15 protein-coding genes are annotated in these 15,856 nt (G+C 71.6%); 12 read left to right on the forward strand and 3 right to left on the reverse strand.

All coding sequences use genetic code 11. The features are described 5' to 3' along the window. Nucleotides 1–82 precede the first annotated feature (82 nt). The 10 genes from R3E98_00425 to R3E98_00470 all read left to right on the forward strand — a co-directional run bounded on the left by R3E98_00425 (nucleotide 83) and on the right by R3E98_00470 (nucleotide 10,374). The gene (locus R3E98_00425) at nucleotides 83–2,713 is read left to right on the forward strand and encodes a caspase family protein (protein ID MEZ4421844.1); all 2,631 of its coding nucleotides are present in this window, start codon (nucleotides 83–85) and stop codon (nucleotides 2,711–2,713) included. A gap of 193 nt (nucleotides 2,714–2,906) precedes the next feature. Next, entirely contained in the window at nucleotides 2,907–3,455 is a 549-nt protein-coding gene (locus R3E98_00430) for a sigma-70 family RNA polymerase sigma factor (protein MEZ4421845.1), read from the forward strand. Further along, nucleotides 3,452–4,261: an anti-sigma factor gene (locus R3E98_00435; protein MEZ4421846.1), complete on the forward strand. Its 810-nt coding sequence runs from the start codon at nucleotides 3,452–3,454 to the stop codon at nucleotides 4,259–4,261. The genes R3E98_00430 and R3E98_00435 overlap by 4 nt, the downstream gene beginning before the upstream one ends. 121 nt (nucleotides 4,262–4,382) lie before the next feature. After that, nucleotides 4,383–5,111 carry a DUF4331 family protein gene (locus tag R3E98_00440; protein MEZ4421847.1) on the forward strand — a complete coding sequence of 243 codons (729 nt, stop codon included), beginning with the start codon at nucleotides 4,383–4,385 and terminating at the stop codon, nucleotides 5,109–5,111. A gap of 18 nt (nucleotides 5,112–5,129) precedes the next feature. Beyond that, nucleotides 5,130–5,942: a DUF4331 family protein gene (locus R3E98_00445; protein MEZ4421848.1), complete on the forward strand. Its 813-nt coding sequence runs from the start codon at nucleotides 5,130–5,132 to the stop codon at nucleotides 5,940–5,942. Nucleotides 5,943–5,959: 17 nt separating this feature from the next. Then, nucleotides 5,960–7,324: a hypothetical protein gene (locus R3E98_00450; protein MEZ4421849.1), complete on the forward strand. Its 1,365-nt coding sequence runs from the start codon at nucleotides 5,960–5,962 to the stop codon at nucleotides 7,322–7,324. A 92-nt stretch (nucleotides 7,325–7,416) separates the two neighbouring features. Further along, a complete protein-coding gene (locus tag R3E98_00455; GenBank protein ID MEZ4421850.1) occupies nucleotides 7,417–8,202 on the forward strand; it encodes a creatininase family protein in 786 nt (261 codons plus the stop codon). Further along, on the forward strand, nucleotides 8,199–8,903 hold the full coding sequence (locus R3E98_00460) for a hypothetical protein (protein MEZ4421851.1): 705 nt from the start codon (nucleotides 8,199–8,201) through the stop codon (nucleotides 8,901–8,903). Before R3E98_00455 ends, R3E98_00460 begins: the two co-directional genes overlap by 4 nt. 183 nt (nucleotides 8,904–9,086) lie before the next feature. After that, nucleotides 9,087–9,716, forward strand: a complete 630-nt coding sequence (locus tag R3E98_00465; GenBank protein MEZ4421852.1) for an OmpW family outer membrane protein — start codon at nucleotides 9,087–9,089, stop codon at nucleotides 9,714–9,716. Nucleotides 9,717–9,852: 136 nt separating this feature from the next. Beyond that, a complete protein-coding gene (locus tag R3E98_00470; GenBank protein ID MEZ4421853.1) occupies nucleotides 9,853–10,374 on the forward strand; it encodes a hypothetical protein in 522 nt (173 codons plus the stop codon). Between the two features lie 97 nt (nucleotides 10,375–10,471). Here R3E98_00470 and R3E98_00475 read toward each other — a convergent pair whose 3' ends face one another. Next, nucleotides 10,472–11,434, reverse strand: coding sequence for a pyridoxal-phosphate dependent enzyme (locus tag R3E98_00475; GenBank protein ID MEZ4421854.1), 963 nt, complete (start codon nucleotides 11,432–11,434; stop codon nucleotides 10,472–10,474). A gap of 111 nt (nucleotides 11,435–11,545) precedes the next feature. Between R3E98_00475 and R3E98_00480 the strand changes: the two genes are divergently transcribed. Then, on the forward strand, nucleotides 11,546–12,727 hold the full coding sequence (locus tag R3E98_00480) for a di-heme oxidoredictase family protein (GenBank protein MEZ4421855.1): 1,182 nt from the start codon (nucleotides 11,546–11,548) through the stop codon (nucleotides 12,725–12,727). Nucleotides 12,728–12,766: 39 nt separating this feature from the next. Beyond that, nucleotides 12,767–13,540 (forward strand): DUF1028 domain-containing protein, encoded by a 774-nt coding sequence (locus R3E98_00485; GenBank protein MEZ4421856.1) that lies wholly within the window; start codon nucleotides 12,767–12,769, stop codon nucleotides 13,538–13,540. A gap of 58 nt (nucleotides 13,541–13,598) precedes the next feature. Here the strand turns inward: R3E98_00485 and R3E98_00490 are convergent, their stop codons facing one another. Together R3E98_00490 and R3E98_00495 are read right to left on the reverse strand one after the other, a co-directional pair. Beyond that, complete coding sequence (locus tag R3E98_00490; protein ID MEZ4421857.1) at nucleotides 13,599–14,396, reverse strand: carboxypeptidase regulatory-like domain-containing protein; 798 nt, start codon at nucleotides 14,394–14,396, stop codon at nucleotides 13,599–13,601. Nucleotides 14,397–14,542: 146 nt separating this feature from the next. Further along, on the reverse strand, nucleotides 14,543–15,847 hold the full coding sequence (locus R3E98_00495; protein MEZ4421858.1) for a RagB/SusD family nutrient uptake outer membrane protein: 1,305 nt from the start codon (nucleotides 15,845–15,847) through the stop codon (nucleotides 14,543–14,545). Between the last annotated feature and the right edge of the window lie 9 nt (nucleotides 15,848–15,856).

Below are 15,856 nucleotides of genomic sequence, written 5' to 3' on the forward strand. Positions count from 1 at the left end.
GCGTGGGAAGAAGGCTCCGGACCTGCGGTCGCGCCGCGGGGATCCGGCCGCCTTCCGGGTCCCCTCCAACCCGATGCCTGCCATGTCCCGACGCGCCCTGGTCGCCCTCTTTCTGCTCCTGGCCGTGGGCCAGGCGCGTCCCCTCGCGGCCCAGCAGCGCGATCCCGCGGCGGCCCGCCTGATCGCGGAGCAGCTCGATCCCCAGCTCCTGCGCTGGGACTCGGTGCTGGCCGAGCGCGGCTACCACCGCACCCCCGGCGCCGAGCAGGTCGGCGCCTCGAGGTCCGGAGAGACCGTGGTGCTCGACGCCGAGCTCGCGTCGGGCGTCTCCTACGCCCTTCTGGCCGTCTGCGACAACGACTGCGCGGATCTCGACCTGGAGCTGATCGGACCCGACGGCACCTCGCTGGGCGCCGACACCGAAGTGGACTCCCAGCCGCTCGTGCTGCACGAGGCCACGGTGTCCGGGAGCCACCGGGTCCGCGTGGCGATGGTGCGCTGCTCCAACGAGCCCTGCTGGCACAGCTTCGCGGTCTACCGCCGGGAGGGTGGGGAGGTCGGCAGCACTGCGTCTTCATCCGATGGAGAGCGTGTCGTCGTCGAGGAGAGCGGCACGCTCCGCGCGGGCGACGCGCGCCTGGAGAGCGGCGAGTTCGTGGACCGCTTCGAGATCGAGGCTGCGCCCGGCGATACGCTGGTCGCGGATCTCACGTCGAGCGAGTTCGACCCCTACCTGTACGTACGTTCGCCGAGCGGGCAGCAGACCGACAACGACGACTGGGAGGGCGATGCCACCCACGCACGGATCGAGCTGCCCGTGGACGAAGCGGGCACCTGGACCGTGGCCGCCACCTCCTTCCAACCCGGGGAGTCGGGCGCCTATCGGGTGCGCATCAGCGTGCGGGCGGGCGCTGGGCGGCAAAGCGACGGACCCCGGATCGAGACCGGTCGGTTGGAGGCGGGCGACGAGACGCTCCAGAGTGGCGAGTACGTCGACACCTATGCCGTCGAGGCTCAGGCGGGCGAGCGATTGGTGGTGGACCTGCGCTCCAGCGAGCTGGATCCATACCTCATGCTGATCCCACCGTCCGGCGAGACCGTCCAGAACGACGACTTCGAGGGAGACGCGCGCCGCTCGGTCATCGCGCAGGACCTGACCGTCTCGGGCACGTACCGCGTCGCGGTGACCAGTTATCAGCCCGGGGAGACCGGCGCCTACACCCTCCGGATCGAGCAGGGTGGCGACCGCGCGGACACGGGTCCGCGGGTGGAGCGCGGCACGCTCGCGGAAGGGGACGAGACGCTCCAGTCCGGGGAGTATGCCGACGTCTACCGGTTCCAGGGGAGCCCGGGACAGACGTTGAAGGCCACGGTGACGTCGAGCGCCTTCGACACCTACCTCATCGTGCGCGGGCCGAGCGCCGATCGGCAGGAGAACGACGACCTCGAAGGTCGACCCGGCGAGAGCGAGGTGGAGATGACGCTCACGGAGTCGGGTGAGTACCGCGTCATCGTCACGTCCTACGCGGTGGGGGAGACAGGTGCGTACGCCCTCACGGTGGCGCAGGACGTCCCCACCGCCGTGGCCCAGCGTCGACGCGACGTCGAGGAGCTGCGTCTGGGCGGTTCGGTGAGCGGCACTCTGGAGCAGGGCGACGTGCAGCTCGACGGCGGGGAGTACCGCGACCTGTACGTCTTCGAAGGACAGGCGGGAGACGCCGTGCAGGTGCGTCTCACCTCCGAAGCGTTCGACACGTACGTCGGCGTGATCACGCCCTCCGGCGAGAACGTGGACAACGACGACTGGGACGGCAGCACGCGGGAATCCCGGGTGGAGCTGGTGCTTCCGGAATCGGGGCGCTACCGCGTCTTCGCCACCTCCTACCAGGCCGGCGAAGCAGGGCCGTACAGCCTTTCCCTGCAGCGCGGCGCACCGACCGCGGTAGCGGCGGCGACGGACGGAGCGCCTCGGCGCGTGCTCGGCGTGTTCGTGGGGATCAGCGACTACGGCGGACGGGCCAACGATCTCGCCTACACCGCGCAGGACGCGCACACCGTGGCGGGCGCGCTGCAGAGCGGGGCCGGCATGCGCGCGCAGGACGCGGTGATCCTCACGGATCGCGATGCGACGCGCGCCCGTGTGGAAGCGGCGGTGCGCGAGATCGGAGGCCGGGCCGGCCCGGAGGACCTCTTCGTGTTCTTCTACTCCGGCCACGGCGCCCGGCAGGAGCGCAGTGGACCCCAGCCGAGCGATCCCGACGCCCTGGACGAGACGCTCGAGTTCTTCGACCGCGGCATCACGGACGACGAGTTCTCCGCGCTGCTCTCGGAGATCGCGCCCGGCATCTCGATGCTGGTCCTGGACGCGTGCTTCAGCGGCGGCTTCAGCAAGGACGTCGTCTCGGTCCCGGGACGGATCGGGTTCTTCTCCTCCGAGGAGGACGTGACGTCGTCCGTGGCGGCGAAGTTCCGCGCCGGCGGATACCTTGCCCACTTCGTCGGGGACGCGGTCGGCGAGAAGTTGGCCGATGCGGACGGCGACGGGGCCGTCTCCGCCATCGAGCTGAGCCAGTACCTGTACGAGCGCTACCGGTCCGACGTGAAGTCCGGCGGCGCGGAGGACTTCGTGCGCACCGGGGGACCCCAGACCGGCTATCAGCACCTCGTGGTCGATCGCGGGAGCATCGGCCCCAGCCGCATCCTGTTCCGCTGAGGCCGGTTCGGGCATCCAATCCAGTGGCTCGAGCGGGACGTAGCCCGTACCGTGGCTCCCGCGTCCGTCCCCCGGTTACCTTGGGCTGAATGGGAGAACCGACTCGTACATGACGGACGCAGCGCGGTCCGCCGCGCCCGGACCCGGTGGGTCCGGGGAGCCCCTCGATTCAGACGAGGAGCTCGTGAGGCGTATGGCGAGCGGTGAGGAACGGGCTTTGGCTGCCCTGTATGATCGATACGGAGGGCTGGTCTACAGCCTCGCGCACGCCATCGTGCGTGAAGGGGCGGACGCCGAGGAGGTCACCGCGGACGTGTTCTCCCAGCTGTGGCGTACCGCCGATCGCTTCGACGCCGAGCGGGGTGCCGTCCGCACCTGGCTGGCCACCATCGGCCGGAGCCGTGCGCTCGACCTGGTCCGGTCCCGCGGCCGTCGGCGGGGTGCGTACGAGCGCTCTGCGGCAGCGGATGCCGCCGGGCTGGCCTCTCCGCCTCCGTCGCGCCCGCCGTCGCCGGACGAGCAGGTGGAGCAGGACGAGATGCGGGAGACGGTGAGCGGTGCGCTCCACGCCCTTCCGGAAGCCCAGCGGGAGGTGATCGAGCTGGCGTACTTCCAGGGGCTGTCCCAGAGCGAGATCGCGGCGCACCTGGACCAACCGCTCGGCACCGTGAAGACCCGCACCCGCACGGCGCTGCAACGATTGCGCGACGCGCTGGGTTCCCCGAGCGGGAGGCGGTCGTGAGCCAGGAGCGCACCGTGCACGGGTGGGAGGAGGAGGCGGCTGCCTACGCGCTCGGCGTTCTCGATCACGCCGAGCAAGCAGCCTTCGAGCGTCACCTGGCGGAGTGTCCGGAGTGTCGACGGGCCGTGGCCGAGCTGCGTGCGGTCGGGGCCGAGCTGGCCGCGGCGGCGCCGCCGCGGACCCCCCCTCCCGCGCTGAAGGCGCGCATCCTGACGGAGGCACGTCAGGTCCGTCCGATCGGACTGCGTTCCGTGGCTCCGGAACGCGCGCGTTCGCGACCGGCCGCGTGGGCCGTGGCGGCGGCACTCGTGCTGGCCCTGGCAGCGGGGATCTTCGGCTGGGTGCAGCGTGAGCGCCGACTCGGCGCGCAGCGGGAGGTCATGGCGGCGCGGATGCAACTGGACAGCGTCCAGTCGGTGCTGCAGGCGCGGGATTCCTCCCTGGCCGTGTTGGCGGGGCCGGATGTCCGCTTCGCTGCCCTGGCGCCTGCGGACGAGGAGCCGAGCCTGCGCGTGTTCTGGAGTCCGACCCGAAGCGTCTTCGTGGTGGCGGCGTTCGCGTTGCCCCCCGCGCCCCAGGGCCAGACGTACCAACTCTGGTCCATCGCGGAGGGCGAGGCTCCGGTATCCATGGGCACGTTCGACACGAGCGAAGTGGGCGTGGCCACGCTGCTGCTTCCAGCCGCGGGCGACGTCCCGAGCCCGGAACGCGCGTTGCTGTGCGCGTTGACGCTGGAACCCGACGGAGGATCTCCGCAACCGACGGAGACTCCCCGTCTCGTCGGGGAGTGGCGCGCCGCCGAGTAGCGTAGCGACGCGGCGCGCTGCGCGCCGCGCCCAATCCGGTCGGGCCCGGCCGGCGTACCCCAGGACAGAATCGCGAAACGACCGCCGCGCAGGCGGTCCGACCTCCACCCGGAGCCGCGCCATGTCCTGTTCGGAACGAACCCAGAAGCGCACCGTGACGGTGCTCGCGGTGGTGCTCACCGCGCTCTTGTGCGGTCAGGTGCTGCGAGCTGCCGACCACGCCGACTCGCCCGACACCAGCGAGGGCAACCTCGACATCAACGACCTCTACGTCTTCAACCGCGGCGACAACATCGTCTTCGCGGTGACCGTGGCCCCCCTTCTCACACCCGGGGAAGCGACGGAGCAGGCGTTCCTGAACCCGGAAGGCCTGTACCAGATCAAGCTCGACCGGGAGCGGGACGGCGTGGCCGAGGCCGTGATCCAGGTGACGGCGGCCGGCACGGGAACGGAGCAACTCGTGAGCGTGCGCGGCCCCCTCGCCGTCGATGGCGCGGAGGATCGCCTTCTCGACGCGCCGGGTCTGCGGGGGATGTTCAATACGACCCTGTCGGAAGGCGACGTGCAGGCGTTCGTCGGACCCCGCGACGACCCGTTCTTCATCGATCTCTTCGGCGACCGTAGCGTGACCAGCGTTCTCAACGCGGCCTTCTCCCAGGCCCTGGGCGAGCCGGTCGGGAATCCGGACGAGCAGACGTTCGCCTTCGATCCGCAGGCAATGGATGATCTGGCCGGACTCAACACGCTGGCCATCGTCGTCGAGATGCCCAAGCAACGCATCGCCGACGCGCTCGGCATCGGGACCGACGGCGTCTTCTACGCCTGGGCGACCACCGGCATCCGCAACTGACCTTCCTCCGGAGATCCCATGTCTACGCTACGAACGCTACGGATGAGCGCGCTCGCGCTCCTGTTCACGACCCTCCCCGCGTGCGACGATGGTGACCCTGTCGATGCGGGACCCGACCCCATGATCGCCGCGAGCACCGATCGGCTCGATTTTGCCAGCCTCGACGTCGCTTTCGGGGCCGGCGCCCCGATGTCGGTGGAACTCCGCAACGACGGCGCTGCCGTGTTGACCGTGTCGGACGTGATGCTCGCCGGGAGTGCTGCCGGTGCGTTCGTCTACGAGGGCATGGGCGCCTTCGTCCTGGCACCGGGAGAGACGCGTCCTCTGGTGGTTGCGTTCGACCCGGATGTCGCCGGCACCGCGGAGGCGGTGCTGCGGATCCAGTCGGACGATCCGACCACCTCCACGCTGGAGATCGATCTCGTCGGCGAGGGAGCATCGGCCCCGTATCGTCAGGTGGACCGCATGGGCATTCCCGCGCTCAACACCGTCTTCAACCATCCGCCGGTGTTCAGCAAGACGGCGTACAACACCGCGACGCCGGCGGACGACCTGGCCTCCTACCGCGCCCAGTTCGAGACCGTCCTCGGCGCCGTGGCCAACCCGGATCCGGTCGCGACCGCTGCGCTCCTCCTCCCGGACGAGCTGCCGGTCTCGCTCGGTGCCCCCACCACGCGCTTCGCCGAGCTCACCGGTCGGGCACTGGCGGACGACGCCGTCGATGTGGCGCTGACGGTGACGGTGGGCGTACCAGCCCTGCAGAGCGACAACGTGGACGCGAACGATCGCGCGTTCTCGACCACCTTCCCCTACCTCGCCACGCCCAACTGAGCTGCAGGAGGCGGACGATGATCCGACGCACCTTCCCGCTGCTGCTCCTCGTGGCCGGCGCCGCGTGCAGCCCGCCGACCCCGACCGAGGGTCCGGACGCACAGCTCGTGACGCCCGAGGTGATGCAGCAGGCGCTGACCAGCCGGCCTCCGGCCCGGCTCACCCTGTCGGACGAGATCGACTTCTTCCAGGGCCGACTGGCCGACCGGGGAGAGGATCGACTGGCGCGCACGCGGCTGTTCGCCGCGTACCGTCTGCGGTTCCAGGCCTACCAGCAGGACGGCGACCTGCGGGCGGCGGAGGAGGCGCTCGCGGATCTTCCAGCCGCTGCCCTCCCCGGCGCCCGTGCGGCCCTGGACCTGGACCGGCACCGCTTCCGGTCCGCCGAGGCGAGCGCGGAGCGGGCCCTGGCCGCGGCCCACGGCGATGCACGCGAGGACGCGCGCCGGAGGCTGTTCGACGTCTATCTCGCCGTGGGGCGCTACGACGACGCCGTGGCCCAACTGGAGCGGACCCAGGACCGCGACGGCTTCGGCTACGTGGTGCGGGCGGCCCGTCTCCAGGATCGCCGTGGGGACGTCGCGGGCGCGCGGGCGCTGCAGGCGCGCGCGGTGGAGCTGGCACGCACGCACGCCGAACCGCCGGCCGTGCAGGCGTGGAGTCTGGTGTCGCTGGCCCATCTGGAGCACCACTCCGGCCACCCCGCGCGCGCGATCCCGCTCCTCGAAGAGGCGCTGAGGCTCCTGCCGGGGTACCCGGCCGCCTTCGAGGCGCTGGGCTGGATCGCGTACGGTGTGGATCGCGACCTCCCGACCGCGCGCGTGTTGTTCGACAGGGCCGTCGAGGGAGGAGGTCATCTGAGCCTTCTGCTGACGCTGGCCGACATCGCCGCGCTCGAGGGAGACGACGCGGAAGCCGGACGCATCCGGGGGCGTTTCCTCACCGCCGCCCGAGCGGATACCGCCACGACGAGGCTGTACCGACCCGCTCTCGCGCTGCAGCTCGCGGAGCACGACGCCACCGTGGGCGAAGCCTTGCGGCTCGCGGAGGCGGACCTGCGCCAGCGACGCTCGGCCGAGGCCGTGTCGACCTATGCGTGGGTGCTGCACCGGGCCGGACGCCCGGCAGCAGCGCGCACCCTGTTCGCGGAGGCGCTCGAGTGGGGCATGCCCGCGCCCGCGGTGCACCTGCTGGCGGGCCGCGCGGCGTGGGAGCGCGGGGAGCGGTCCCGGGCCCGGCACCTGCTCGAGTATGCGTTGTCGGCCGAGACCGAGATCGGGCCTGCCGACGCCGAGAGGATCCGTACACTGCTCGATGGTGGATCCGGGCGGGAGGGGTCGCGCGACGGTCCGCGGGGCAGCCGCGGTGTCGGCGCGACGTAGCGGAGGACGGCGGCGGGGGCCCGCTTGCCGGGACCTCCACTCGACGAGAGCATAGGGGGCCACGTCGTGTGCTACCGTCTTCCGGAGGTGCCGTGCCGAGCCACGAGGATCGCCCCAACGCGCTCGATCTCGAACACCTGCGCTGGCCCGAGGTCCGGCAACGCCTGAACCAGGGCTTCCGCACCGTGGTCTTCGCCTGTGGCGCGGTCGAGCAGCACGGGCCCCATCTGCCGCTGCTCGTCGACGCGGAGCACGGGACCCGGCTGGCGCGGGAGGTGGCCGTGCGCCTGGGCCGGACGCTGGTCGCGCCCACCATCCGCGTCGGCTGCTCCGACCACCACCTCGCCTTTCCGGGCTCGCTCAGCATCCGCAGCTCCACGCTCTCGGCGCTGCTGCACGACTACTGTGCCAGCCTGGCGCACCATGGATTCGAGCGCGTGTGCATCATCCCCTCCCACGGAGGCAACTTCCGCATCGTCGAGTCGGCCGTGCCGGCGTTGCGTGAAGCCTTCCCCGACGTGCGTGTCGACGGCTTCACGGACCTCATGGGCCTGATGCGCGTGTGGACGGACGTGACGGAGCGTCACACGGGCCTGGGCGAACGCGTAGGTGGGCACGCCGACATCGCCGAGACCGCCATCCTGCTGGCGCTGCACCCCGACCTCGTGCGTCCGGACCTGGCCGAGGCGGGCTATCAGGGGGAGCTCTCGCGTGAGGCCTTCGACCGCATGATCCGCGACGGCTTCGACACGGTCTCGCCCAACGGCATCCTGGGCGATGCGCGCGGCGCCACGGCCGCGCTCGGCGAGGCGTTGATCGACGCGCTCGCCGACTTCATCGCGGACGGGTTCGGCGCAGCCGCCTCGGAGGCGGCATGAGCCGCGGGAGGCGGTGGGCCATCGCGCACGGAACGGGGTGGATCGCCTGTGCGGCGCTCGTCCTGTCGCCCCAGGGCGTGTCCGCCCAGGATTTCGGGATCGGGGCGCTGTTCGAGAAGGCGCGCGGCATCGCGCTCGCGTTCCAGTTCGGTGAGCTGCAGAGCGGCAACCTGGAGTCCGACGACTCGTGTCCTCTGGGCGCCGTATGCGGCGCGTCGGCGGAGCTGCTGATCGATCTTGCGGACTTCGGCGGGGACGTGTCGGTCGAGCTGGGGCTCTCGGCGAGCTACTGGCGCGGTTTCCGCTCGTCCGACCCACGGCTCGACCTGCGCGGCTCCGTGCGCAACTTCCCGACCATCGCCGCCTACATGTCCAAGGACCTGGATCCGTGGTCCCCGTACGCCGGCTTGTCGTTCGGGCTGTCGGACCTGTGGAACGCGCAGGCGTACGACGCCGACGGCGCGGTCTATCCCCTGGACGGCCAGACCTTCGACTGGAGCGCCGTCGCGGGTCTGGGCTACGGGCTCGGGCCGGCGATCGTGATCTCGGAGATCCGCTACGCCTGGCGCACGTTCTCCAGCCTGACGTGGACCCTGCCGGGCGGGAGCGAGGTGCTGCCGGCGGGCTTCCCGCGGTCCCTTGAATTGAGCGGATTCAAGATGAGCGTGGGGCTCCAGTTCCAGTTCCAGGACGCGAGCTGAGCCGACGCAGCAGATGCTGCGATCGGCGAGGTCGAAGTCCTTCAAGCGCGAACGATTCGCGGGCGCGGAGAGGTCGCTCCGACTCCCGCACAGGTCGGTAGGCACACTCCCGACAGAGCGTTCCGAGCGGAACCGCTATCCATCACCGGTCCCCTTCGGTACACTCGATCCGGAGTCTCTCGAATGCGCTCCCTTCGCAGCGTATGTCTTGCGGTCCTCGCCCTCGGTCTCGCCGCCCCCCTCGCGGCACAGAGCGGAAACGGGCCCTGGATGGTGCGGATCCGTGCCCTCTCCCTGACGCCCGCCGACCAGTCCGATGCCATCCCGTCGCTCAACGTGCCCGCGGACGCGATCACGGTGAGCTCCAAGGTCTTCCCGGAGATCGATATCGTCCGCTTCTTCGGCCCCCACTTCGCCGCAGAGCTCGTGCTCACCTATCCGCAGGAGCACGACGTGGAGTTGAGCGGCACGAAGATCGGCACCTTCAAGCATCTGCCGCCGACGCTGCTGGCCCAGTACCACCTCCTCGCGGAGGGACGGCTGCGTCCCTACGTGGGTGCCGGCGTCAACCTCACGTTGATCTCCGACGTCGACCTGAACGTGCCCGGCGTCGGTGCGCTCGACCTGGAGGACAGCTCCGTCGGTTGGGCCGTGCAAGCGGGCGCCGACGTGGCCCTCCAGGAGGGCTTCTTCCTCAACGTGGACGTCAAGAAGGTCGCCATCGGATCGGACGTGCTGGCGGGCGGCTCCGCCGTGTCTGCCGTGAAGGTGGATCCGTGGCTGATCAGCGTCGGCCTGGGCCTGCGCTTCTGAACCACCGGGTCGTCCCGTGTGCCAGCCCCGGGCCCGAGCGGGTCCGGGGCTCCACGCATCCGGCGTCGCCCTCGACGGAGGCGGCGCGAACCGTCATCCTTCGCGCAGCCGACGGTGTGGGAGCACCACCGCTCCGATGCCGCTCCATCGCCTCCGCCCCGCTCTCCTCATGGCGCAGGTCGTCACCGCCACCTACCGCGATCCCGCTCGCGCCGAGGCTGCCCTGGCGCTCCTCGAAGCCCACGGGATCCCGCGCGCGCACGTCCGGGTGGAGACGACCCGCTTCGACCTCTCCCCGCAGCCCGGGCTGTCGGGCGTCACGGGGGCGCCTTCGTTCGCGCTCGTCGGCGCCGGCGTGGGCGGCGCGATCGGAGGGCTGGTGGGTCTGGGCGTCTCGCTGGGGTGGATTCCGCTGGCGAATCCCGGGCTGCTCGGCACGCTGTGGTTCGCCGCCGTCGCGCGCGGCATCATCGGTGGCGGCGGGCTGGGGCTGATCGTGGGCTTCGTCCTCGGGCTCGGGTACTGGGGCGCCGAGGAGGAGCCGGCCGCGCGACCCGATCTGACGCCGGTGACGCTGCTGAGCGTGGAGCACCCCGATTCCCGGGTCCAGGCACGGACCCTCCTCTGGAAGACCGGCGCGGACCAGATCTCGGGGTAGCGGATGCAGTCCGGGGAAGCGGCCGGGGCCCCCGATGCCGTGGGATGGATCCGGCGCGCCTGCCCGAGGCGCGGACCGCCGTGCGCCCGGCTCCGCCTCAGGCGTCGGCGCCGCCCAGGATGCGGGCCAGCGTCGCCAGGTCGATGTTGCCCCCCGACACCACCGCCACCACCCGCCCGGGACCGGCCCGCCCGGAGAGGGCCGCGGCCACCGCCGCCGCCCCCGCGCCCTCCGCCACCACCCGGTTGCGCTCCACGAGGAGGCGGACGGCCGCGGCCACGTCCGCGAGCGGCGAGACGATCGAGCCGGCCAGGACGCTGCGGGCGAGCGGCCACATCTCCGGCAACACGCCGCGGGAGCCGATCCCGTCCACGAAGCTCGGCACCCACTCCACCCCCTGGGGCGACCCGGCCGCGAGGGACGCGGCGAACGGGGCGGCCGTCTCCACCTCGGCGGCGTAGACCGGTGTGCCCGGCTTGAGCGCCTGGACGGCACAGGCGATCCCGCAGCTCAGGGCACCACCCCCGTAGGCGACCACGACGGCGTCGACGTCCGGCAGATCCTCCACGATCTCCAACCCGATGGTGGCGTTGCCGGCGAGCACGCGCGGATCGCTCACGGGATGCACGAAGTAGCCGTCCACGTCGGGATGGCCGTGCTCGACCAGCACCTGCCACCACTCCGCGAACGGCTTGGGGATGGTCTCCCCCCCGAGCCGGGCGATGGCATCCAGCTTGGTGCGCGGCGCGCTCTCCGGGACGACCACCCGACAGGGCACGCCCAGTCGGCGGGCATTCCACGCCACGCCCTGTGCCATGTTGCCGGCCGATGCGGTGTAGACGCCGTCCTGGAGTCGGTCGCGCGGGGCGCTCGCCAACGCGTTGCTGGCGCCGCGCAGCTTGAACGAGCCGATGGGCTGCAGGTTCTCGAGCTTGAGCCACACCTCGGCGGGACCGCCTTCGGCGTTGAGTCGAACGAGAGGGGTGCGCACCGCTGCGCCCGCGATCCGGTCGCGGGCGAGGTGGATCTCCTCCAGGGGCACGGGTTCGAGCGGCTTCATGGCGCGAACATGCCGGGCGCCCGGTGACCGAGTCAAACGAGCCTCCGCGGCTGCGCGAGTGGAGGGCAATCCGTACGTTGAGCGTCCCGTCCCCGAACGCTCTCGAGATGCATGCACCGTCGGCTCCGGTTCCGACCCGCGTTCCTCGGCTTCGCGCTCCCCGCCATCCTGGGCGCGTGCGGCGACGCCGTGCCGCCACCCGCACCGGGCGATCCCCTGCCGGGCCTGGAGGCCGGCGCCCTGGAGGCCTTCCAGGCCGGGCGCGCGCTCTTCGACCGGGACTTCACGGAGGTGGAGGGGCTCGGCCCCCTGTTCAACCAGCGGCGCTGCTCGTCCTGCCACGACGTGCCCACCCTGGGGGGCAGCGGGGTGGAGGCGGTGCGGAAGGCCACGCGCTGGGAGGACGACCGCTGCGACCTGCTGCGGGCACAGGGAGGCGACAACCTGCAGGCGCGGGCCACGGCGGCGTTGTCCGCCCACGGCATCCTGCGGGAGGACCGCCCCGCGGAGGCCACGGCGGCCGTGGATCTGGCGGCGCCCGCCCTCTACGGGCTCGGGCTCGTGGACCGCATCCCCGAGGCGGCGTTGCTGGCGGGGGAGGACCCCGAGGATGCGAATGGCGATGGGATCCGGGGCCGTGCCGCCCGCGACGCCGCAGGCCGCGTGCTGCGCTTCGGACGCAAAGGGGACGCGCCGGATCTGCGGGGCTTCATCGCCGGCGCGCTGATCGAGGAGATGGGGCTGACGACCGCCGAGCACCCCGCGGAGCGGGGCCCGAACGGCGCTGCGCTACCGGACGGCGTCGACCCGGCGCCGGATCCCGAGGTGCCGGACGCCAGCCTCGACCTGCTCGTCGCGTACGTGTCCGGCCTGGCGCCCGTCGCGCCGGAGCGGCTGGAGACCCGCGCGGCCGCCGACACCGTGCGGGCCGGGGAAGCCGTCTTCGAGGCGATCGGATGCGCCTCGTGCCATCGGCCCGAGCTCCAGACCGGTCCGGATCCGGATCCCGTGTGGGATGAACGACCGGTCCGCCTGTATTCCGATCTGCTGCTCCACGACCTGGGCCCCGAGCGGGCGGGGATCTGTGGAGCCGACGCGGGCCCCAGCGAGGTGCGCACGGCGCCGCTGATGGGACTGCGCCTGCGCCCGTCCCTGCTCCACGATGCGTCCACCCAGCGCCTGGAGGGTGCGCTGACCGTCCATGGCGGCGAGGCCGCGAACGCGCGCGCGCGCTTCCTGACCCTCGACCCGGAGCGCCGCTCGGCTCTCCTCCGTTTCCTGTCCACGTTGTAGACTGCGCACAGACGATCGGGTATCCACCGGGAGGCTCCCATGCGTGTCCACCGCTTCACATTCCTGCTCTGCGCGCTGACCGTCCTGCCAGGTGCGTCGCTCCTGCACGCCCAGGACACGTCCGCGGCGGAGTGGCCGCCCGTGGCCACCTTCTCGATCCTGGGCTACGACTCGGCGACCGGGGAGGTCGGCGTGGCGGTGCAGTCGCGCGTCTTCTCCGTGGGCAACGGCGTCGTCTGGGGCGAGGCCGGTGTGGGCGTGGTGGCCACCCAGGCCATCGTGGACGTCAGCTACGGACCGCAGGCGCTCGAGCTGCTGCGGCAGGGGCTCAGCCCGGAGGAGGTCGTGCGGCGTGTGTGGGAGGGGGATCCCGATCCCCGGCCCGGGGACTGGACCAAGCAGGGGCGGCAGTTCTCCGTGATGAGCGCGGACGGGCGGGTGGCCACCTACACCGGGCCGGAGGCGAGCGAGTGGGCGGGACACCGGATCGGCCGCTGGTGCTCCGCGCAGGGCAACATCCTGGCGGGTCCCGAGGTGGTCGACGGCATGGTCCGCGCGTTCGAAGAGACGGAGGGTCACCTCTCCCTTCGTCTGCAGGCTGCGCTGGAAGCCGGTCAGGCCGCCGGGGGCGACCGGCGGGGGATGCAGTCGGCGGCCATGCTGATCGTCAAGGAGGACGGCGGCGTCTGGCTCAACAACGACGTGGTGCTGCGCCTGCAGGTGGACGACGCCGAGCAGCCGCTCGCGGAGCTCCGGCGCCTGGTGGAGATGGCCGCGGCGCAGCGGGAGCGGATCCAGCGCTCGCGCCGCTGAGTCGTGTGTTCAAGGAGCGGTCCCGTCGGGATCCTGGCGGGACCGCCCGCCGATCCGCTCAGGGCACCCGCGTCCACACCAGGACCGCTCCACAGGGGTCGTTGAAGCGGCCCGGGACCCCGCCCCGGTAGACCTCGATGCCCTCGATGTGGGCGGGGTCGAGGATCAGGTCGTAGACCCGGATCTGGGACTTCACGCCGTCCAGGAACAAGGACGGATCGCACATGCCGCCCTGGCGCAGGGACACGGCGTTGCGGAAGACCACCCGCGCTCCGCTCACGCCGTCCTGGATGACGCTCACACCGGGCAGCCCGTCGAGGAGCTCGGTGACGTCGCGGATCCGGCGCTCCTCGACGTCCTCACGGGTGAAGAACACGCCACCCGAGCCCCCGGCCCGGCGTAGATAGAACCCGCGTGTCTCCAGCACGCGGGAGCGGACCGTCACCGTGAGCGGGGCCAGCTCGACCGGCTCGACCGCCAGCGGCACGCTCACCTGCAGGGACTCGTCGTCGCGCAGCTCGAGGGTGTCGGTGCGCGAGGTGTAGCCGACCCGCCCGACCGAGAGGACCACCGTTCCTGGCGCAAGGTCCTCGAGCACGAAGGCCCCTGCGGTATCGGTGAAGGTCCAGGGCCGCCGTCCTTCCACCTGGACCCAGGCGTCCGCCAGCGGAGCCTCCGGGCCCCGGCCGGCGTCGAACACGATCCCCACCACGCGGGCCGTTCGGAGCCCCGACCCGGGTGCGGCCGCCAGCAGCGCCGGAGCCAACAGGGCCAGCACACCGAGGGCGGACCCCGCGGCCCGCCGGGGTGGGCGTTGCGCCCAGGACCGGCTGCGTAGCGAAGTAGGGATGCGCACGAGGTCCTCACCTGGACAAGGGACGCTTTCCCGCTCTGACACCGCTCCGGGCCGCGGCGTTGCGGGTCACCGGAGCGGAAACGGGGTGGCCCCGGACGAGGCCACCCCGCTCCATCACCTACGACACCACCGTCGAGGCAGTGACGTCAGCTCTTCGGGAGACAGCGCTGCTGCGCGTCGTCCTCGATGTTGGCGTTGTTGATGGCCTCGTCGTCGGCGATCGCGAATTTGATCGGCCGGCTGGCGGGCCGTTCCGGATCGTTCATGGCGGCGAAGACCTCCCGGGTGAGCCCCAGGCGCGCCAGGTCGGAGGCGCGGATGCCCTCCATGAACGTCTCGGCGAACCGCTCGTGCAGCAGGTACTCGAAGACCAGATCCGAATCCGTGGTGGCCGCATGCGGCGTAAGTCCCGCCGCCGAGCGCAGCGCGTTGATCCGGTCCATGGCCTCCCCGAGCTCCCCGCGACGCCAGTAGACCTCGGCCTCGATCAGCCGCATCTCCTCCGAGTCCACCAGGGGGATGTCCGATCCGCGCTCGTTGTACTTCCACTGACTGTAGTGCGGGGTCACGCCGTCCACGCCGATGGCCCCGTCGTACCAGATCGGCACGCGCGGGTCCAGCTCGTCCGTGTAGGGATCGCGCAGGCCGACCACATCCTGGTCCACCAGGTGCCACCACTTCTCGCGGACCCCCGCCGCCCGGTTGAAGTCCCGGGTCGTGAGCGTCACCAGCGAGTTGTTCTGGCGTCCGCTGTTCTCCGAGAACAGCGACAGCTTCTCGAACCCGTCGGGAATCTGCTGCGCGTCGGCCAGCGCCAGGTCGTACTGACCCAGCAACAGGTGCGCGCGGGCACGCATCGCGGTGTTGACGGTGACCCATTCGGTCGCACCCGCCGCCTGGGCGGTGGCGATCGCGTCCGTCAGAGCCGTCACCGCCCGCTCCAGCACCTGCTGGTCCGACACCGCCTCTCCGCTGGGATCGACGGGTGCCTCACAGAAGGCCTGGCCTACCAGCACGCGTGAGATCGCGCCTGCCGAGCGCACCTGCGCCGTCAGCGGGCTGGACGCGGCCTCGGCTTCGCCCAGGACGCGAACGAAGCGGGCTTCGGCGTCCTCGGCGAACCACTGCACGCGCATCAGCGTGTTGTATACCGCATCGACATTGGGCTGGTTGGCATAGGTGAACCGCCCATGGTCCACGTCGTCGTACTGTGCCCAGGTCCCCGTGTGCTGGTAGACGTCACCCAGCAGCTCGGTCTGGATCACGTACTCGTCCATCGTGGAAAACAGGTCTCCCTCCACGCCGGACGCCACCGCGGCCAGGGCGCCGTCCAGATCCTCGGAGGTGTAGCGTTGAGGATCCGAGACGTCCAGGAGGCTGTCACATCCGGAGGTCCCCACCGCCAGCAACACGGCGCCGGTCGCGACCCGGATGAGGTTCTTGGTCATCATCTGCCTCCT

Source organism: Gemmatimonadota bacterium, from assembly GCA_041390125.1.
Lineage (GTDB): Bacteria > Gemmatimonadota > Gemmatimonadetes > Longimicrobiales > Gaopeijiaceae > JAGQIF01.